The sequence below is a fragment of the Mesorhizobium sp. ArgA1 genome, assembly GCF_053714375.1.
Genome location: NZ_JBSKBQ010000013.1, coordinates 90,651 through 108,880, shown reverse-complemented (window position 1 = coordinate 108,880; position 18,230 = coordinate 90,651). Strand labels below are relative to the sequence as shown.

The 18,230-nt window shown below is 63.0% G+C and carries 16 protein-coding genes; 11 read left to right on the top strand and 5 right to left on the bottom strand.

What is annotated here, in order from left to right; all coding sequences use genetic code 11:
* Positions 1-187: 187 nt before the first annotated feature.
* Positions 188-1,090 (bottom strand): LysR substrate-binding domain-containing protein, encoded by a 903-nt coding sequence (locus tag ACWGTI_RS24050; RefSeq protein WP_454589425.1) that lies wholly within the window; start codon positions 1,088-1,090, stop codon positions 188-190.
* A gap of 92 nt (positions 1,091-1,182) precedes the next feature.
* On the opposite strand from ACWGTI_RS24050, the gene ACWGTI_RS24045 reads away from it, so the two are divergent.
* From ACWGTI_RS24045 to ACWGTI_RS24030, 4 genes are all read left to right on the top strand, one after another.
* On the top strand, positions 1,183-2,733 hold the full coding sequence (locus tag ACWGTI_RS24045) for a trimethylamine methyltransferase family protein (protein ID WP_454589424.1): 1,551 nt from the start codon (positions 1,183-1,185) through the stop codon (positions 2,731-2,733).
* Positions 2,734-2,796: 63 nt separating this feature from the next.
* The gene (locus ACWGTI_RS24040; protein WP_454589423.1) at positions 2,797-4,446 is read left to right on the top strand and encodes an ABC transporter substrate-binding protein; all 1,650 of its coding nucleotides are present in this window, start codon (positions 2,797-2,799) and stop codon (positions 4,444-4,446) included.
* Between the two features lie 95 nt (positions 4,447-4,541).
* Positions 4,542-5,021, top strand: a complete 480-nt coding sequence (locus ACWGTI_RS24035; RefSeq protein ID WP_454589422.1) for a DUF3828 domain-containing protein — start codon at positions 4,542-4,544, stop codon at positions 5,019-5,021.
* Positions 5,021-5,626, top strand: coding sequence for a hypothetical protein (locus ACWGTI_RS24030; RefSeq protein WP_454589421.1), 606 nt, complete (start codon positions 5,021-5,023; stop codon positions 5,624-5,626). Before ACWGTI_RS24035 ends, ACWGTI_RS24030 begins: the two co-directional genes overlap by 1 nt.
* 212 nt (positions 5,627-5,838) lie before the next feature.
* Here ACWGTI_RS24030 and queF read toward each other — a convergent pair whose 3' ends face one another.
* Positions 5,839-6,300: a preQ(1) synthase gene (gene queF / locus ACWGTI_RS24025; RefSeq protein ID WP_454589420.1), complete on the bottom strand. Its 462-nt coding sequence runs from the start codon at positions 6,298-6,300 to the stop codon at positions 5,839-5,841.
* Between the two features lie 57 nt (positions 6,301-6,357).
* On the opposite strand from queF, the gene ACWGTI_RS24020 reads away from it, so the two are divergent.
* Positions 6,358-8,403, top strand: a complete 2,046-nt coding sequence (locus ACWGTI_RS24020) for an oxidoreductase (protein ID WP_454589419.1) — start codon at positions 6,358-6,360, stop codon at positions 8,401-8,403.
* Positions 8,404-8,560: 157 nt separating this feature from the next.
* Here the strand turns inward: ACWGTI_RS24020 and ACWGTI_RS24015 are convergent, their stop codons facing one another.
* Positions 8,561-8,968: a hypothetical protein gene (locus ACWGTI_RS24015; RefSeq protein ID WP_454589418.1), complete on the bottom strand. Its 408-nt coding sequence runs from the start codon at positions 8,966-8,968 to the stop codon at positions 8,561-8,563.
* Positions 8,969-9,158: 190 nt separating this feature from the next.
* On the opposite strand from ACWGTI_RS24015, the gene ACWGTI_RS24010 reads away from it, so the two are divergent.
* On the top strand, positions 9,159-9,563 hold the full coding sequence (locus ACWGTI_RS24010) for a MarR family winged helix-turn-helix transcriptional regulator (protein ID WP_454589417.1): 405 nt from the start codon (positions 9,159-9,161) through the stop codon (positions 9,561-9,563).
* Positions 9,564-9,583: 20 nt separating this feature from the next.
* On the opposite strand, the gene ACWGTI_RS24005 is transcribed toward ACWGTI_RS24010, so the two are convergent.
* The gene (locus ACWGTI_RS24005) at positions 9,584-11,650 is read right to left on the bottom strand and encodes a putative bifunctional diguanylate cyclase/phosphodiesterase (protein ID WP_454589416.1); all 2,067 of its coding nucleotides are present in this window, start codon (positions 11,648-11,650) and stop codon (positions 9,584-9,586) included.
* Positions 11,651-11,962: 312 nt separating this feature from the next.
* Between ACWGTI_RS24005 and ACWGTI_RS24000 the strand changes: the two genes are divergently transcribed.
* Both ACWGTI_RS24000 and tdh read left to right on the top strand, forming a co-directional pair.
* Positions 11,963-13,150, top strand: coding sequence for a glycine C-acetyltransferase (locus tag ACWGTI_RS24000; RefSeq protein WP_454589415.1), 1,188 nt, complete (start codon positions 11,963-11,965; stop codon positions 13,148-13,150).
* A 45-nt stretch (positions 13,151-13,195) separates the two neighbouring features.
* Complete coding sequence (gene tdh, locus ACWGTI_RS23995) at positions 13,196-14,230, top strand: L-threonine 3-dehydrogenase (RefSeq protein WP_023672918.1); 1,035 nt, start codon at positions 13,196-13,198, stop codon at positions 14,228-14,230.
* Between the two features lie 203 nt (positions 14,231-14,433).
* Here the strand turns inward: tdh and ACWGTI_RS23990 are convergent, their stop codons facing one another.
* Complete coding sequence (locus tag ACWGTI_RS23990; protein WP_454589414.1) at positions 14,434-14,871, bottom strand: MarR family winged helix-turn-helix transcriptional regulator; 438 nt, start codon at positions 14,869-14,871, stop codon at positions 14,434-14,436.
* A 128-nt stretch (positions 14,872-14,999) separates the two neighbouring features.
* Here ACWGTI_RS23990 and hmgA point away from each other — a divergent pair, with 128 nt between their 5' ends.
* Genes hmgA through ACWGTI_RS23975 form a run of 3 tightly spaced genes read left to right on the top strand, consistent with a single transcriptional unit; the run spans position 15,000 to position 18,222 of the window.
* The gene (gene hmgA / locus ACWGTI_RS23985) at positions 15,000-16,313 is read left to right on the top strand and encodes a homogentisate 1,2-dioxygenase (RefSeq protein ID WP_454589413.1); all 1,314 of its coding nucleotides are present in this window, start codon (positions 15,000-15,002) and stop codon (positions 16,311-16,313) included.
* Positions 16,310-17,212, top strand: a complete 903-nt coding sequence (locus ACWGTI_RS23980) for an MBL fold metallo-hydrolase (protein ID WP_454589412.1) — start codon at positions 16,310-16,312, stop codon at positions 17,210-17,212. The genes hmgA and ACWGTI_RS23980 overlap by 4 nt, the downstream gene beginning before the upstream one ends.
* On the top strand, positions 17,209-18,222 hold the full coding sequence (locus tag ACWGTI_RS23975) for a fumarylacetoacetate hydrolase family protein (protein WP_454589411.1): 1,014 nt from the start codon (positions 17,209-17,211) through the stop codon (positions 18,220-18,222). Before ACWGTI_RS23980 ends, ACWGTI_RS23975 begins: the two co-directional genes overlap by 4 nt.
* Positions 18,223-18,230 lie beyond the last annotated feature (8 nt).

Genomic DNA, 18,230 nt, shown 5'->3' with positions numbered 1-18,230 from the left:
CAGCACCCCCTATGGCCTGCCGGCCATCTCCCCCGCAAGGAGGGAGATTGGCAGCTTCCACGCTTCGTCCACATTCAAACGATGGAGATTGGCGAAAGCCGTGGTGAAATCCGATCTCCCCCCTTGCGGGGGAGATGTCCGGCAGGACAGAGGGGGGTGTGAAGGATCGCGGCGGTCGGTGTTAGCCTCAAGCCTGCGCCGCCAGCCAATCCCTGACCTTTCGCGCATTCTCGCTCAGCTCGCGGTTCTTCGGCCAGATCACGTAAAACACGTTGCCGGTCTTGAGCACATGATCCGTCACCGGTACCAGCAGACCCGATGCCACCAGCCGCTCGACCAGATGCCGCCAACCGAGCGCAATGCCTTGTCCTTCCATGACCGCCTGGATCACCAGCGCATAGTCGTTGATGCGCAGGCCGCGACCAGCATCGCTAAGGCTGGCGCCGGCCGACTGAAACCATTCGTCCCAGTTGGCGGCCTCGCGATAGGGCTCTTCCAGATGGATGAGTCGGTGCGTGGCCAGTTCGGCGACGGTCGCCGGCAGGCCGAACTTTGCGAGATAGCTGGGCCCAGCGACCGGGAAGATCTCCTCGGCGGCCAAAGGCAGCGAATGATAGTCCGCCCATTGCTTCGGCAGGCCGCCGCGCACGCCAAGCGGAATGCCTTCGGCGATGATGTCGAGGTCGCGGTCGGCTGTCTGGATGCGCAGATCGATACCGGGCAGTTCGTCGCGGAACTGCTGCAGGCGGGGCATCATCCAGAACGAGCCGAAAGCCGTCGATGCCGCAACCGTCACATGGCCGCCGGTCACCTGCAGGCGAAGGTCCTCTGCCGATTTGCGGATATGCGACAAGCCCAGAGAGACATCGGCGTGGAAACGCTCGCCGGCCTCCGTCAGGATGACCTGCCGATGGCGGCGCTGGAACAACTGGGCGCCGAGCTGTTCCTCCAGACCGCGCACCGCGTAGGAGACGGCGGCCTGCGTCATGCCGAGCTCACGCCCGGCGGCGGTGAAGCTCGACAACCGGCCCGCCGCCTCGAAGACGATCAGGCTGCCGGCCGACGGCAGGAGGTGGCGCAGGCTTCGCATAAGCTGAGCTTATACAAGAGATCAGGATTTTCCAGCGTCACATCCATATTTCGTCTCGCTACCTTGGCTGGACAGGACGCAAGGGAGGTTCCATGAACGCACCGGCCGCTGAACTGACCGAGCAAACCCACCGCCGGGGCGGCGGTCGCCTGGGGCGTAAGGCGCTGAGGAGCGCACCCGTCACCTCGTTCCCGACCCTGGTCCGCCAGATCCCTGCCTATCAGATGGTCCCGGATGAGGCGGTGGAACTGATCCACCAGGAATCGCTCGCCATCCTCGAAGAGGTCGGATGCGAGTTCCGCGACGACGAAGCCATTGCCATGTGGAAGGCGGCAGGCGCCGATGTCTCGGAAACACGTGTCCGCATCGACCGCGCCCTCCTGATGGAACTGGTCTCGAAGGTTCCTTCCGAGTTCACGCTCAACGCGCGCAATCCCGAACGCACCGTGCGCGTCGGCGGCAAGAACTCGGTCTTCGTGCCGATGTATGGCGCGCCCTATGTGCGCGACCTCGACAACAACCGGCGCTACGGCACGCTTGCCGACCTCAACAATTTCCACAAGCTCGCCTACATGGCGCCGGCGCTGCATTCGTCGAGCTCGATCATCTGCGAGCCGATGGAAATCGCCGTGCCGAAACGGCATCTCCACATCATCCATTCGGCGCTGAAACACTCCGACAAGCCGTTCATGGGCGTCGTCACCTCGAAGGAGCGGGCCGAGGACACGATGGCGATGGCTGGCATCGTCTTCGGCGAAGAGTACGTCCGCGAAAACCCGGTGCTGGTGTCGATCACCAACTGCAACTCGCCGCTGGTGTGGGACGCCACCATGCTGGACGCGATGAAAGTCTATGCGCGGCACAACCAACCGCTGATCCTGGCGCCCTTCGCGCTGTGCGGCGCCTCGACCTCGGCGTCGGCCGTCGGCGCGGTGGCGCAGGTCAATGCCGAAGCGCTGGCCGGTGTCGCCTTCACCCAGCTCATCCGCCCGGGTTCGCCGCAGATCTATGGCCAGTTCATGGTGACCGTCGACATGAAGACCGGCGCGCCGATGGGCGGCACCCCGGAAGCGGCCCAGATGATGTATCTGATGGGCGCGCTGGCGCGGAAATACAAACTGCCCTGGCGCACCTCCGGCTTCCATGTCGGCTCCAAGCTCAACGACGCCCAGGCAGGCTACGAATCCAACATGCTGATGCATGCCGCGATCCTCGCTGGCGCCAACTACATCTGGCACTCCGCCGGTTGGCTGGAGGCGGGGCTCACCTGCGGCTATTCGAAATTCGCCACCGACTGCGAGCAGCTTGTCGGCTGGTACAAATATGCCGGCGGCCTGCCGTTCGACGACTTCAAGGAGGCGATGGCGGCGATCCGCGAGGTGGGGCCGCAGGGGCATTTCCTCGGCACCCAGCACACGCTCGAGCATTTCGAGTCCGCTTTCTTCATGCCCTCGATCATGGACTTCAACTCCTACGAACAGTGGAAGGCCGAAGGCGCCAAGGACCACGACACGCGCGGCCGCGAGAAAGCCCGCAACATGCTTGCCGATTATGAGGAGCCGAAGCTCGATGAGGGCATCGCCGAAGGGCTCAAGGATTTTATCGCGCAGCGCGAGGACAGGCTGCCCGACAGCGTCAGCTGACAAGAACAGCTGCGTGAATTCATAACGGGCAAAGACCCGACGGGAACCGCAAGGGAGGAAGACATGACACTGTTCAGAAGCAATGGCGATCGCGTACCTGATACCATCGAGGCGATGGCGCAGGAGACGCGTGCGGGCCGCATGGACCGGCGCGAGTTCCTGGCGCTGGCCAGTGCCTTCGGCGCGTCGACGGCACTTGCCTATGGCATGATCGGCCTCGCCGCGCCGGGACAGGCTTTTGCCGAGGAGCCGAAGAAGGGCGGCACGCTGCACATATCGATGTCGGTCAAGGCGCAGAAAGACCCGCGCACCTATGACTGGGTGGAACTCGCCAACATCTCGCGCACCTGGCTGGAGCCTCTGGTCCGCTACACCAGGGAATTCACATTCGAGCCGGTGCTGCTCGAAAGCTGGGACGTCAATGACGACGCCACCGAATACACGCTGCATGTGCGCAAGGGCATCACCTGGAACAATGGCGACGCTTTCAATGCCGATGACGTGGTCTTCAATGTGACGCGCTGGTGCGAAAAAGGCGTCGCCGGCAATTCCATGGCCGCCCGCGTCGGTGCGCTGATCGACGCCAAGACCGGCAAGGCGAGGGACGGCGCAATCACCAAGGTCGACGACTTCTCGGTCAAACTGACGCTTGCCGAGCCCGACATCTCGCTGATCCCGAACTTCACCGACTATCCCGCACTCGTCGTCCACCGCAGTTTCGATGCCGACGGCGCCGACCCGGTCAAGAAGCCGATCGGTACAGGGCCGTTCGAACTGGTCTCCTACGATGTCGGCCAGAAGGCGGTGGTGAAGCGCCGCGAGAACGGCAAATGGTGGGGCGGCGAAGCGCCGCTCGATAGTGTCGAATTCATCGACTACGGCACCGACTTCAACGCTTCGGTCAACGCATTCGAATCCGGTGAGATCGACCTAAACTTCGAATCGCCGGCCGACTTCATCGATATCCTCGACAAGATGGGGCTGCAGAAGTCGGAGGTCGCAACGGCAACCACGCTGGTTGCGCGCACCAACGTCACGCACAAGCCCTATGACGACCAGCGTGTGCGCAACGCGCTGCAGATGGCGGTCGACAACCAGGCGGTGCTGGAACTCGGCTATGCCGGGCGCGGCACCGTCGGTGAGAATCACCATGTCAGCCCGATCCATCCGGAGTATTTTGCGCTGCCCAAGAAGGCGCGCGACGCCGCCGGCGCCAAGAAGCTGATGGCCGACGCCGGCCAGGCCGATTTCGAGCACGAACTGATCACCATCGAGGACGACTGGCAGAAGAACACCGGCGACGCGATTGCCGGGCAGTTGCGGGATGCCGGCATCAAGGTGAAGCGCACCGTGCTGCCGGGCTCGACCTTCTGGAACGACTGGACGAAATACCCTTACTCGATGACCATCTGGTACATGCGCCCGCTCGGCGTCCAGGTGCTGGCGCTCGGCTACCGCACCGGCGAAGCCTGGAATGAATCCGCCTATTCCAATCCGGATTTTGACGCCAAGCTGAAGCAGGCGCTTTCGCTCATCGACGTCGAGAAGCGGCGCGAAGTGATGAAGGATGTCGAGCAGATCCTGCAGGATTCCGGTGTCATCATTCAGCCCTTTTGGCAGAAGCTCTACAGCCACATGAACAAGAAGGTGAAGAACTACGGCGTCCACCAGACCTTCGAGATGGACCTGCAAAACGTCTGGCTGGACGGCTGAGACGGTGCGCGCCAGGACTTCATGAGCCGCAAAAAAGCCGATATGCAGGATGTGTGGTATTGCCACCTTGCCGCCGAACATCCGGAGAGTCCTGCATGAAACCGATAGTGCTGGCCGCTGCCCTTTCGATTGCCTTGCCCGCCGCAGCACTTGCCGGGCCGGCTTCGAACGCCGTGAAGTTCTTTTATGTGCCTGAAGTGAAATTCGAAGGGGACGCCAAATACCGCGACCGCTTCACCGAGCCGGTGACGAAACTCTTCGATCTCAACGACCAGGCGCAGAAGAACAAGCCCGATGAGGTCGCCTGCCTCGACTTCGATCCTGGTCTCGACGCGCAGGATTTCGACCAGAAGACGATTGCCAAGACATTGAAGCTGGCAGAGGCCGTCAACGGCGATACGGCCGAGGTGACGGCGACGTTCAGCCTTTTTGCGGAAAGCGATGAGTCCAGACGTGAAATGCTGTGGTCGCTGAAGAAAATCGACGGCAAATGGAAGGTCGCCGACATCGCCTCCAAGACCAGCAACTGGACGCTGAGCGCGCTCGAATGCATGCCCGACAAAGCGCCGGAGTGATGGCGACGCGCTGTCTCGCTTTGGCGTTGTCGACTCTATTGATGCTGCTGGCAGGATTGAACACAGCCGCCGCTCAAGGGCTGCTCGGTCCGCCACCGGCAAATGCACCGGCCGAGACAGTGCCGGACGGCGCACAGCCTGCAAATCCACCTGGCAATGCAGTGGAGCCGGCGACGCCACCCCTGGCTTGGCCGCCATCCGAGCCGGCCGCGCCGGTCCTGCCGGGCTCGCCGACGGCAGTCGTCAAGCCGTTCTACGAACATCTCGGGCTGGAGCTCGATCCAACCCAGCGCAAGAACTTCGTCGATCCGGCCAAGACCGTGCTCGACAAGAGCGATGCGCTGCGGGCGTCGGGGCAGGGCGAATGCCTCGACCCCAACATGGCGCTCGACAATGCCGATTACGACAAGCTTGCAATCGACAAGAGCCTGAAGAGCATCGAGGCCGTCAATGGTGATCAGGCCAAGGTTGTGGTCGCCTTCGTCGTCGAAGGCAATCAGCACCGGCTGGAGTGGAAGCTGAAGAAGGTCGACGGCGCCTGGAAGATATCCGACCTGCTCTCGGTGACCGGCGAATGGGCGCTCAGCCAGTATCAATGCGAATGATGGATGGTCAAAGTCGGCGATCCATCGCGCCCCCCTCTGTCCTGCCGGACATCTCCCCCACGGGTGGGGAGATCAGCAGTTTCGCTGCCCCGCTCGTTCTGCCACGTCTGAGATTGGTGAAGACCGTTGCGCCAGCCAATCTCCCCCCAAGTGGGGCAGATGTCCGGCAGGACAGAGGGGGGCGCTGTCCCGCCGACATTAAGCGTGAGAATTCAACCCCTTCCGCGATAGGGCGCGACGCCGGTGTCGGGCAGCCAGGCGCCTTCGGGCGGCGCGCCGGTTTGCCAGAACACGTCGATCGGAATGCCGCCGCGTGGATACCAATAGCCGCCTATGCGCAACCACAGCGGTTTGGTCGCCGCCACAATGCGGCGACCGATCATCACGGTGCAGTCTTCATGGAAAGCGCCATGGTTGCGAAACGAGGTCATGAACAGTTTGAGCGACTTCGATTCCACAAGGGCGGCATCGGGCGCGTAATCGATGACGATGTGGGCGAAGTCCGGCTGGCCGGTGACCGGGCAGAGCGAGGTGAATTCCGGACAGGTGAAGCGCACGATCGCGGGCGGCCCGTCGCCGCGCTGGAACGGCACGGTCTCCAGGACCGCTGCTTCAGGGCTCTGTGGCGTCTCGACCTGGGTGCCGAGCTGGGTGAGGGTTTTGGTGTCGATCATGGCGGTTTCCTTGGATTTTCCGCGCTCATTAGCACAATTTGAAAAAGCAGGAAGACGATGACCTCCAACGATCCGCTTCTCCAGCCCTATCAGCTCAAACATCTGACGCTGAAGAACCGGGTGATGTCGACCAGCCATGAGCCGGCCTATTCGGAAGGCGGCATGCCGAAGCAGCGCTATCGGCTCTACCACGCCGAGAAGGCCAAGGGCGGCATGGCGCTGACCATGACCGCCGGCTCGGCCATCGTCTCGCGCGACAGCCCGGCCGCCTTCGGCAATCTCCATGTCTATGACGACCGCATCGTGCCATGGCTGGCCGAACTGGCGGACGCCTGCCACGAACATGACTGCAAGGTGATGATCCAGATCACCCATCTCGGCCGCCGCACCGGCTGGAACAAGGCCGACTGGCTGCCGGTGCTGTCGGCCTCGCCGGTGCGCGAGCCTGCGCACCGCGCCTTTCCCAAAACCATCGAGGACTGGGACATCAAGCGCATCGTCGCCGACTATGCGTCCGCCGCGCAGCGCTGCCAGGCCGCCGGCCTCGATGGCATCGAGCTCGAATCCTACGGCCATTTGATGGACGGCTTCTGGTCGCCGGCCACCAATCATCGCGACGACGAGTTCGGCGGTTCCCTCGACAACCGGCTGCGCTTCACCGACATGGTGCTGGATGCAGTACGGGCGGCGGTCGGCGAGGAATTCGTCGTCGGCATCCGCATGGTCGCCGACGAGGATTTTGAGAAAGGCCTGTCTAAGGAAGAAGGCATCGAGATCGCCAGGCGGCTCGCCAATTCCGGCAAGGTCGATTTCCTCAACATCATACGCGGCTCGATCGAGACCGACGCGGCGCTCACCAAGGTCATCCCGGTGACCGGCATGCGCTCTTCTCCGCATCTCGATTTCGCCGGCGAGGTGAGGGCGGCGACGAAATTTCCGACCTTCCATGCGGCGCGCATTTCCGATGTCGCCACCGCGCGCCATGCCATCGCCACTGGCAAGCTCGACATGGTCGGCATGACCCGCGCCCATATCGCCGATCCGCACATCATCAAGAAGGTGATGGAAGGCCGCGAGCACGAGATACGCCCCTGCGTCGGCGCCACCTACTGCCTCGACCGCATCTATGAAGGCGGCGAGGCGCTGTGCGTCCACAATGCGGCGACCGGTCGCGAGGCCGAAATTCCGCACATCATTGTCAAGACGGAAGGACCCAAGCGGAAAGTCGTCGTCATCGGCGCGGGGGCAGGCGGGCTGGAAGCTGCCCGCGTCATGGCCGAACGCGGCCACAACGTCACGGTGCTCGAAGCCTCCGGCCAGGCCGGCGGTCAGGTTCGGCTGGCGACGCAGAACCCGCGCCGCAAGGAACTGATCGGCATTATCGACTGGCGGTTGGCCGAACTCGACCGGCTCGGTGTCGAGATACGCTACGATACATGGGCCGAGCAGGACGATGTGCTGGCGCTGGGGCCCGACGTGGTGGTGATTGCGACAGGTGGCTTGCCGCAAAACCCGCCGCTGACATCAGGCGATAATCTCGTGACCTCGAGTTGGGACATCATGGCCGGCAGCGTCAAGCCGGCCGAAAATGTGCTGCTCTTCGACGACAATGGCGGCCACCAGGGCATGGGCGCGGCGGAGCTGATCGCCAATGCCGGGTCAAAGCTGGAACTGGTTTCGCCGGAACGTTTCTTCGCCCCCGAAATGGGCGGCATGAACCACGTTCCCTATATGCGTGCCTTCCAGGAAAAGGGCGTCACCATCACCATCAACACCAGGTTGCGCTCGGTGCGGCGCGAGGGCAACCAACTGGTCGCCGAATTGGCCTCCGACTTTGCCGATGGCTGGCGCGGCGAAAGGCGGGTCGACCAGGTGGTGGTCGAGCATGGCACAGCCCCGCTCGACGATCTCTATCTCGCGCTGAAGCCGCTGTCGAAGAATGGCGGCGCGGTCGACTACGAACGGCTGGTCGGTGGTGGCGATATTTTCCCCTCACGCAATCCCGAAGGCGGCTTCGTGCTGTTGCGCATCGGCGACGCGGTCGGCTCACGCAACATCCACGCCGCCATTTATGACGGCATCAGGTTCGGCTTGCGGATCTAGACCAAACCCGTTCCGGCCGAAGGGTGGCGCGCAGCCAAACCCCTGTGCGGAGAGCCACCTTGCACATCCGTCCGAACTGCGCGCCGCGTACGCCACCGGCGGGAGCCAGGCGACATACGATGCGGAATGCTTCAACCGGGCGATAACGCGGCAGGGCTCAAATCATCCTGGCGGTCGCCATGCAAAGGACGGTGAGCACCAGCAGCCAGGCGGCGATGCGCTCGCCGCCGGCCATTTTGACGCGCAAAGCCCTCTCCGTGGCGGCGTCCGCGCCGGCAAGCTGCCGGCTGGTCTTGCGAACCACGACGCTGAGAACGCCGGCAGCCGCGAAGGCGGCCAGGATGCCCAGCGCCAGCACCATTTCCATCGAGCCGAAATAGGCGCCGTGGAAGAAATACCAGAGCAATCCGCCGGTCACGAACACCACGCCTGCCGAGCCCATTTGCGGCACGATGAAGCGCTCCGCCTTGATGTCGGGATCGCGGGCAAGCGTGATCGTGGTGCCGGCCCAGAACACGCCGGCCATGACATGAAGGCCGATAATGACGATGTAGACATATTGCATGACCGTTTCCTCGTTGCCCGCCGCCTGTCCCTCGGGTCCTGCCGAATGCAGGACAATACGCCTGGTAGATCGACAGGCATGATAGTTAGGTATCGAATGATTCGATGTCAATGAATAATGCCGCGTTCCCTCGCTCGGTGCCTTGTTCTACTGTCGGCTCATGACTCCCTTTGACCGCCCGCCCGTCGGCATGAATCTCGCGCGTACATCCAAGCTGGTGGCGCAGGCTTTTGACGGCGCTTTGGTCGAGGCCGGCGGCACGCTTCCGGTATGGCTGACCTTGCTTTCGGTCAAGTCGAGCGAGCTTGCCAATCAACGCGAGCTTGCCGGCATGATCGGCATCCAGGGCGCCACGCTGACCCACCATCTCAACGCCATGGAAGCGCAAGGCCTGCTGACGCGCCGCCGCGATCCCGACAACCGCCGGGTTCATCTGGTCGAGTTGACGCAAGCCGGCGAAGCGATGTTCCTGAAACTGCGCGCGGCGGCTCTCATCTTCGACAAGCGGCTGCGCGCGGGATTGCCGGATGACAGGCTGGCGGAGTTCGCCGAGGTGCTGGCAGCACTTCGGGCAAATGTCGCGCCAGCCAAATGACTGGCACCGGCGTGGCAAGTCTAGGCTAAATTGCCCTGCAGCACCTTGAGTTTGGCTTTCTTCGGCCTGCGTGCCAGGAGCCATTCGCGCGCCTTGTCCTGCGGCATCGGGAAGGCGATGGAATAGCCCTGCACCTGGTCGCAGCCGATCGCCATCAGCGAATCGAGCTCGGCTTCGGTTTCCGCCCCCTCGGCGACGATCGAGATGCCTAGGCCGCGGGCCAGTTCGGTGATGGCGCGCACGATCTTGCTGTTGTCGCCATTCTCGTTGATGTTCTGGACAAAGCGGCGGTCGATCTTCAGCCGGTCGATCTCGTTCGGGTTGACATGGCTTAGCGAGGCATAGCCGGTGCCGAAATCGTCGAGTTCGAGATGGACACCGGCAGCGCGGATGTGCCTCAGCTTCGCCGCGATGCCGGTCTTCTCGTCGTCAAGAATGACAGATTCGACGATCTCCAGCGACAGTTTCTGGGGCGCCAGGCCGGCCTTTTCCAGCGTCGCGAACAGGAAGCGGTCGAAATCGGGCTCGCGCAGCTCGGTGCCCGACACGTTGACGGCAAGCCGCCCGAACTCGATCCCGGCGCGATCCCATTCGGCTGCCTGCTCGATCGCCTTGGCAAAGACGATGCGGCCGATCCCGGGCATGAAGCCGCATTTTTCGGCGACGGGAATGAATTCGCCCGGCGAGATCATGCCGCGCTCGGCATGTTTCCAGCGCACCAGCGCCTCGATACCGCTAATGGCGCCATTGGTCAGCGACACCTGCGGCTGGAAATAGACCTGGAAGGCACTCTCCGCAATGGCGACCTTGATGTCGTGCTCGAGCTGCTTGCGGTAATCGAGTTCGCGCCTGAGTTCCTCTGAGAAGAACGAGAAGCTGCCGCCGCCAAGCTTCTTGGCGGAATAGAGCGCGAGGTCGGCGTGGACGAGCAGATCCGCCGCATTGTCGGCGTCGATGGGATAGACGGCAATGCCGGCGCTGGCGCCCGGAAGGATGGTCGTGCCCTGGAACATGATCGGCTCGTTGATCTGCTCGAGGATGCGCCGGGCCAGCATGTTGATGTCCTCGGTGCCACCGGCGCCATTGAGGATCATCACGAATTCGTCGCCGCCGAGCCGGGCGCACAGATCCGACGCGCGGCAGGAATCGAGCATCCGCTGCGCTGTGACGACGAGCACGTAATCGCCGGCGGCGTGGCCGAGCGTGTCGTTGATCTGCTTGAACCGGTCGAGGTCGAGCTGGATCACCGCCAGCCTTTCGCGCCGGCGATGCGCGCCCTTGATCAGCGTTTCGAAATGATCGGTCAGGAAGGTGCGGTTGTGCAGGCCGGTCAGCCCGTCATGCACGGCGATGAAAGCCATGGAGTTGCGGGCATCAACAAGCTCATGCGTCTTGCGCAGGATCGCCTTCGACATCGGCCGGAAGATGAACAGCGCGACCAGCACGATGACGCCGATGGTGGCGTAGAACAGGGTGCGGTGAAGATCGAGCAGCTTCTCCGACCGTTCGTCGGCAAAGGCGTTGATGCGCTGGCCAAGGGCGGCATAGCCCGACAGCGTCGCGTTGGCGACGGAGGCGTCGAGGTTGACGCGCTCGCCGCCGCCCTTGTAGGCGCCGTTGTTTCTGAGCTGGGTTTCAAAGGACGAGATCAGCCTTTGGCCATTGGCGACAAGCCCGACCGAGAAATAGTCGAGGTGGAACGGCTTGGCGTACAGCACACTCTCGATCGATCTTGGATCCGACCGGGCTGGCGACAGCGGGTCGGCCCCTGTCTCCTCCAGCAGGAGATCGTAATTCGTCTCGAACTCGGTGGTCGCCTGCTTGAGTGCCGCGACCAGGGCTGTCTGTTTGTCGCGTGAAGCAGAACCGGTGGCGCTGGCCAGGAAGACGATGCGCTGCGACAGCGCCTTCTGGGTGCCGACGATATCGAGCAGCGTGTGGTTGTGCTGTTGCGCCGCCATCATCTGCTGCAGCAGGATGAAGGACGCCATGACCATGGCTGCGATGATCAATAGAGCCAGCCAGTAGCCGGTCTTGATCAGCAGGATGAGCTTGCCCGAGATGGTTTGCGCCGGCTGCTGCGACATATTCTAGGTGACCCTCGGTCGAACGGAGTTCTGCCACGGATTCATGACAAGAACACCATTGACTTGAAAGGGTTAACAGGTCCGAAAACCTGCGGAACTGTTGCTTCAACAGTAAACGAAAGCTGGCGGAATGGTTATCAGGGTGTTCACGGGTGACGTGAAACTTGATGGCATTGTTCCGCAGCCGTGCCCCCCGGGCGCGCAAACGATGGCCGTCCGGCTTTTCTCCTCGCCACCGAAGCCGTCGCTTTTGCGATGGATTTTTGGCCCGCGTGGCGCGACAGTCCGCTGCAAACCGAACAAGGCCGAACCATGACCGCATCATTCCTTTCCTACATCGACAGCGAGCTTGCCGGGCTGAAATCCGCCGGGCTCTATAAATCCGAGCGGGTGATCACCTCGACCCAGTCGGCGCAGATCGAGGTCGGCGGCGACAAGGTGCTGAATTTCTGCGCCAACAACTATCTCGGCCTCGCCGACAGCGCCGAATTGCGCACGGCAGCCAAGGGAGCACTCGACCGCTACGGCTACGGCATGGCTTCGGTGCGCTTCATCTGCGGCACGCAGGAGGAGCACAAGCAGCTCGAGGCGACGATTTCCGCTTTTCTCGGCATGGACGACACCATCCTCTACGGCTCCTGCTTCGATGCCAATGGCGGCCTGTTCGAAACGCTGCTCGGCGAGGAGGATGCGATCATCTCCGATGCGCTGAACCACGCCTCGATCATCGACGGGGTCAGGCTGTCGAAGGCAAAGCGTTTCCGCTACGCCAACAACGACATGGCCGACCTCGAAGCACGGCTGAAGGAAGCCAGGGATTGCCGCTTCAGGCTGATTGCCACCGATGGCGTGTTCTCCATGGACGGCATCATCGCCAATCTGAAGGGCGTATGCGATCTCGCGGAAAAATACGATGCCATCGTGATGGTCGATGACAGCCACGCCGTCGGCTTCGTCGGCAAAAACGGCCGCGGCTCAGCCGAACATTGCGGCGTCGAGGGCAGGGTGGACATCATCACCGGTACGCTCGGCAAGGCGCTGGGCGGCGCATCGGGCGGCTACACCTCGGGCAAAAGCCAGGTCGTCGACTGGCTGCGCCAGCGTTCGCGGCCTTATCTCTTCTCCAACACGCTGATGCCGGCGATCGCCGGCGCTTCGATCAAGGTGTTCGACCTGATCCGCAATGGCGACGCCTTGCGCGAGCGCCTATATGCCAATGCGGCGCGCTTCCGCTCTGAAATGGGTAAGCTCGGCTTTACCTTGGCCGGGGCCGACCATCCGATCATTCCGGTGATGCTGGGCGACGCAACTTTGGCGCAGGAGATGGCGGCGCGGATGCTGAAGCGCGGCATCTATGTCATCGGCTTTTCCTTCCCGGTGGTGCCGAAGGGCCAGGCGCGCATCCGCACACAGATGTCGGCGGCGCATTCCAGCGCCGACATCGACCGCGCCGTGGCGTCATTCGCGGCAGTCGGCAAGGAACTGGGCGTCATCTCCTGAGCCGCCAAAAGCTGCTCCGGATCAAGGGATTCAAGGGACAAAAGAATGTCGAACATGATGAAGGCGCTGGTGAAGGCCAAGGCCGAACCGGGCATCTGGATGGAAGAGGTGCCGGTGCCGGAGATCGGCCCCAACGATGTGCTGATCAAGGTCAAGAAGACGGCGATCTGCGGCACCGACGTGCACATCTACAATTGGGACCAGTGGGCGCAGAAGACTGTGCCGGTGCCGATGGTGACCGGCCATGAATTCGTCGGCACGGTCGCCGATTTCGGTGCCGCGGTCACCGAATACAAGGTCGGCCAGCGCGTCTCCGGCGAAGGTCACATCGTCTGCGGCCACTGCCGCAACTGCCGGGCGGGCAGAGGGCATCTCTGTCGCAACACGCTCGGCGTCGGCGTCAACCGCCCCGGCGCTTTTGGCGAATATCTGGCGATCCCGCAGCACAATGTCGTGCCGATCCCTGACGATGTGCCCGACGAGATCGCCGCGATCTTCGATCCGTTGGGCAATGCCGTCCACACCGCCCTGTCCTTCGACCTGGTCGGCGAGGATGTGCTGGTTACCGGCGCCGGGCCGATCGGCATCATGGGCGCGCTGGTGGCGCAATGTGTCGGCGCGCGCAAGGTCGTCATCACCGACATCAACCCGGTCCGACTGGCGCTGGCCAAAAAACTCGGCGTCCAGCATGTCGTCGATGCCTCGAAGGAAAAGCTGCGCGACGTCATGCCGGCGCTGGGCATGACCGAGGGATTTGACGTCGGCCTCGAAATGTCGGGCGCAGCCCCCGCCTTCCGCGACATGATCGACACCATGAACAATGGCGGCAAGATCGCCATCCTGGGCATCGCGCCGACCGGCTTCGAGATCGACTGGAACAAGGTCATCTTCAAGATGCTGCATCTCAAAGGCATTTACGGCCGCGAGATGTTCGAGACCTGGTACAAGATGATCGCGCTGGTGCAGGGTCCGCTGGATGTCAGCGGCCTGATCACGCACCGCATCGGCATTGATGATTTCCAGACCGGGTTCGATGCGATGCGGAGCGGCAGTTCGGGCAAGGTGGTAATGGATTGGTGAGGTTTAGCGCCCCCTATCCAGAAGCGCTGGCGGGATAGCCCCCCCTCTGGCCTGCCGGCCATCTCCCCCGCAAGGAGGGAGATTAGATGTCACCGCTGCTTTCGCCAATCACCAACGCTGCAGAGAGGCGTAACCTCGAAGCTGCCAATCTCCCCCCTTGCGGGGGAGATGTCCGGCAGGACAGAGGGGGGTGTGCAGGATCGCTACGAGGCGGATAACGCCCTCTCCAGCGCCGCCACACCACTGACAATCGCCGCCCGTTCCCCGACGCTAAGCCTCGCCAGCAACTCCCTCTCAAAAGCCTTTGCTAACGGCACCATCTCGCGATAGGCGGCGAGCCCAGCTTTGGTCAGAGCCAGGTGCTCCACACGCCGGTCGTTCTCGTCCGCCGTCCGCACCAGCCAACGCCTTCGCTCGAGCTCGGCCACCGCCCGCGAAACCTTGGTCTTGTGCATTGCCGACTGCTCGCCGAGCGCCGTTGCCGTCATCGTGCCGCGCTGGCCCAGTCCTGAAAGCGTGCGCCATTCCGGCCGCGTCAGGCCGTGGCGGTCGCGGTAGATCTTCGAGAATTCTCGGCTGACGGTGTCGGCAAGCCGGTAGAGCCGGTAGGGCAGGAAGCTTTCGAGTTCGAGGACTTCCATCTGCGCACCTTGTGCGGCGTTCGCGGTTGATAGTTACACTTTCGATGGTTACAAATGAAACCAGTTTGGTCAACAGTGCCGGCAAGCCGCGTTCCAGGCGGCTCAAGACCGGGATCAGGGAGGATCGGATGGCCTTTTCCTACATGCCGGGCTTCGGCAACGATTTCGAGACCGAAACCTTGCCCGGCTCGCTGCCGCAGGGACGAAACTCACCGCAGCGGCCAGCTTACGGCCTTTATGCCGAACAGCTTTCCGGCTCGCCCTTCACCGCACCGCGCGGCACCAATGAGCGTTCCTGGCTTTATCGCATCCGGCCGAGCGTAAAGCATACCGGCCGCTTCAAGGCGGTGAGCTATCCCCTATGGAAGACCGCTCCCAATGTCGGCGACCACGAGCTGGCGCTCGGCCAGTATCGCTGGAACCCGGTGCCGATGCCGAAGGAGCCGACCGATTTCATCGCCGGCATGCGCACCATTACTACCGCCGGCGACGTGCTGGGACAGAGCGGCATGGCGGCACATGTCTATGTCGCCAACCGCTCGATGGTCGACGATCATTTCTTCAACGCCGATGGCGAATTGCTCGTCGTGCCGCAGGTCGGCGCCTTGCGCTTCGTCACCGAGATGGGTGTCATCGAACTGCGCCCCGGCGAGATCGCCGTTCTGCCGCGCGGGCTGGTGTTCAAGGTCGAACTCGCCGATGCCGAAGTGCGCGGCTATGTTTGCGAGAACTACGGCGCCAAGCTGACGCTGCCCGACCGCGGCCCGATCGGCGCCAATTGCCTGGCCAATCCGCGCGACTTCAAGACGCCCTGCGCCTGGTTCGAGGAGAAGGAGACGCCGTGCCGGCTGACGGTGAAATGGTGCGGCAATTTCCATGTCACCGAGATCGGCCATTCCCCGCTCGACGTGGTGGCGTGGCACGGCAACTATGCGCCCTATAAATATGATCTGGCGACGTTTTCGCCGGTCGGCGCCATTCTGTTCGACCATCCCGATCCGTCGATCTTCACTGTGCTCACCGCGCCGAGCGGCGAGGAAGGCACCGCCAACATCGATTTCGTCATCTTCCCGCCGCGCTGGCTGGTGGCGGAAGATACGTTCCGGCCGCCCTGGTACCATCGCAACATCATGAGCGAGTTCATGGGCTTGATCCACGGCCAGTACGACGCCAAGGAGGAAGGTTTCGTTCCCGGCGGCATCAGCCTGCACAATCTGATGCTGGCACACGGCCCCGACGCGCCTGGCTTCGAAAAGGCCTCGCGCTCCGAGCTGAAACCGGTCAAGCTCGACAACACGATGGCGTTCATGTTCGAGACCCGATTCCCGCAAATGCTGACCCGCTACGGCGCCGAACTGGAGACACGGCAGGACAATTACATCGACTGCTGGTCCGACCTGAAGAAGCGCTTCAATGGCACGCCCGAGGGCGACTGGTCTTGAGCGTCGGTCAGGCGCGCGGCCGTCTGGTGCTACTCGGCTCGAAGGGCGGCCCGGCGCTGCGGCCGGGCGGGCCGTGGCCGAGTTCTTCGCTGCTGGCGCTTGGCGGACGAACCGTCGTCGTCGACTGCGGGCTCGGCGTCACGCGCGGCCTGGTCGATGCCGGCGTCAGCCTCAAGGCGCTCGACCTCATCTTCGTCACCCATCTGCATTCCGACCATGTGCTGGAACTGGGGCCGTTGCTGCACACCGCCTGGACGGCCGGTCTGGCGACGCCCGTCAGCGTGTTCGGCCCGCTTGGCACCGCCCAGTACTGGCGGCACTTCTGTGAGGCGATGGAGTTCGACATCGAGATCCGCATCGTCGACGAAGGCAGGCCGGATATTCGCGAGCTGATTTCGATCGTCGAATTCGGCGAGGGCGAGATTCTCAGGCAACGCGGTCTCGAGGTTACGGCGCTGCGCGTTGACCATCCGCCGGTGACCGACTGTTTCGCGCTGCGTTTCGAGTGCGCGGGCAAAAGCGTTGTGTTCTCGGCCGACACGGCTTTCTTCCCGCCGCTCGCCAGTTTCGCCAAAGACGCCGACATTCTTGTCCATGAAGCCATGCTGGAAGAGGGCATAGAGCGGCTGGTGGCCCGGACCGGCAACGGCGCACGGCTGAGAGAGCATCTGCTCGCCAGCCACAGCGTTGCCGAGGAAGCCGGCCGGATTGCCAGCGATGCCGGCGTGAAAAAGTTGGTGCTCAATCACCTCATTCCGGCCGACGACCCCGGGATCGGCGAGGCCGATTGGGAGGCTGCTGTCAGGAAATCGTGGTCCGGTGACTTGACGATTGCCCGCGACGGCCTTGTTGTGAACTTAGACGGCGCCAAAGCCGCATCAGGAGAGGAAACCGCATGAAGCTTGCCACATTGAAGGACGGGACGCGCGATGGAAAACTCGTCGTCGTCTCGCGCGACCTGACGCGCTTCACCGACGCCTCGTTCCTGGCGCGCACGTTGCAGGCCGCGCTTGACGACTGGCAGCGGATTTCGCCGCATCTGGCGACCATCGCCGAATCGCTGGAAAATAATGCCGTGCCCTCGGCGCGCTTCCACGAGCATGACGCGCATTCGCCGCTGCCGCGCGCCTATCAGTGGGCCGACGGATCCGCCTACGTGAACCATGTCGAACTGGTCCGCAAAGCCCGTGGCGCCGACATGCCGGCAAGCTTCTGGACCGATCCGCTGATCTATCAGGGTGGTTCCGATTCCTTCATCGCGCCGCGCGATCCGATCCGCATGGCAGACGAAGCCTTTGGCATCGACATGGAGGGGGAGGTCGCGGTTATTGTCGACGACGTGCCGATGGGCGCGAGCGTTGATGAGGCGCGCGCCGCGATCCGGCTGGTGATGCTGGTCAATGACGTGACGCTGCGTACGCTCACCGGTCCCGAACTCGCCAAGGGGTTCGGCTTCTTCCAGTCAAAACCGTCCTCGGCCTTCTCGCCGGTCGCGGTGACGCCGGACGAGCTCGGCGACGCCTGGGATGGCGGCAAGGTCAGCCTGCCGCTGCTCGCCGACCTCAACGGCAAGCCGTTCGGGCGCGCCAATGCAGGCGTCGACATGACCTTCGATTTCCCGGCGCTGATCGCCCATGCCGCCAGGACGCGGCCGCTGGTTGCCGGAACCATCATCGGTTCCGGCACCGTCTCCAACAAACTCGATGGCGGGGCAGGCAAGCCGGTGTCATCAGGCGGCGCCGGCTATTCCTGCATTGCAGAACTGCGCATGATCGAGACCATTGAATCCGGCGAACCCAAGACGCCGTTCCTGCGCTTCGGCGACACGGTACGCATCGAGATGAAGGACAAGACCGGCCATTCGATCTTCGGCGCCATCGAGCAGAAGGTCGAGAAGTACCAGGCATAACGGGGTAA

Coding starts and splice junctions, on each gene's coding strand:
- ACWGTI_RS24050 (WP_454589425.1), bottom strand. CDS start 1,090: ATGCGAAGCCTGCGCCACCTCCTGCCGTCGGCCGGCAGCCTGATCGTC.
- ACWGTI_RS24045 (WP_454589424.1), top strand. CDS start 1,183: ATGAACGCACCGGCCGCTGAACTGACCGAGCAAACCCACCGCCGGGGC.
- ACWGTI_RS24040 (WP_454589423.1), top strand. CDS start 2,797: ATGACACTGTTCAGAAGCAATGGCGATCGCGTACCTGATACCATCGAG.
- ACWGTI_RS24035 (WP_454589422.1), top strand. CDS start 4,542: ATGAAACCGATAGTGCTGGCCGCTGCCCTTTCGATTGCCTTGCCCGCC.
- ACWGTI_RS24030 (WP_454589421.1), top strand. CDS start 5,021: ATGGCGACGCGCTGTCTCGCTTTGGCGTTGTCGACTCTATTGATGCTG.
- queF (WP_454589420.1), bottom strand. CDS start 6,300: ATGATCGACACCAAAACCCTCACCCAGCTCGGCACCCAGGTCGAGACG.
- ACWGTI_RS24020 (WP_454589419.1), top strand. CDS start 6,358: ATGACCTCCAACGATCCGCTTCTCCAGCCCTATCAGCTCAAACATCTG.
- ACWGTI_RS24015 (WP_454589418.1), bottom strand. CDS start 8,968: ATGCAATATGTCTACATCGTCATTATCGGCCTTCATGTCATGGCCGGC.
- ACWGTI_RS24010 (WP_454589417.1), top strand. CDS start 9,159: ATGAATCTCGCGCGTACATCCAAGCTGGTGGCGCAGGCTTTTGACGGC.
- ACWGTI_RS24005 (WP_454589416.1), bottom strand. CDS start 11,650: ATGTCGCAGCAGCCGGCGCAAACCATCTCGGGCAAGCTCATCCTGCTG.
- ACWGTI_RS24000 (WP_454589415.1), top strand. CDS start 11,963: ATGACCGCATCATTCCTTTCCTACATCGACAGCGAGCTTGCCGGGCTG.
- tdh (WP_023672918.1), top strand. CDS start 13,196: ATGTCGAACATGATGAAGGCGCTGGTGAAGGCCAAGGCCGAACCGGGC.
- ACWGTI_RS23990 (WP_454589414.1), bottom strand. CDS start 14,871: ATGGAAGTCCTCGAACTCGAAAGCTTCCTGCCCTACCGGCTCTACCGG.
- hmgA (WP_454589413.1), top strand. CDS start 15,000: ATGGCCTTTTCCTACATGCCGGGCTTCGGCAACGATTTCGAGACCGAA.
- ACWGTI_RS23975 (WP_454589411.1), top strand. CDS start 17,209: ATGAAGCTTGCCACATTGAAGGACGGGACGCGCGATGGAAAACTCGTC.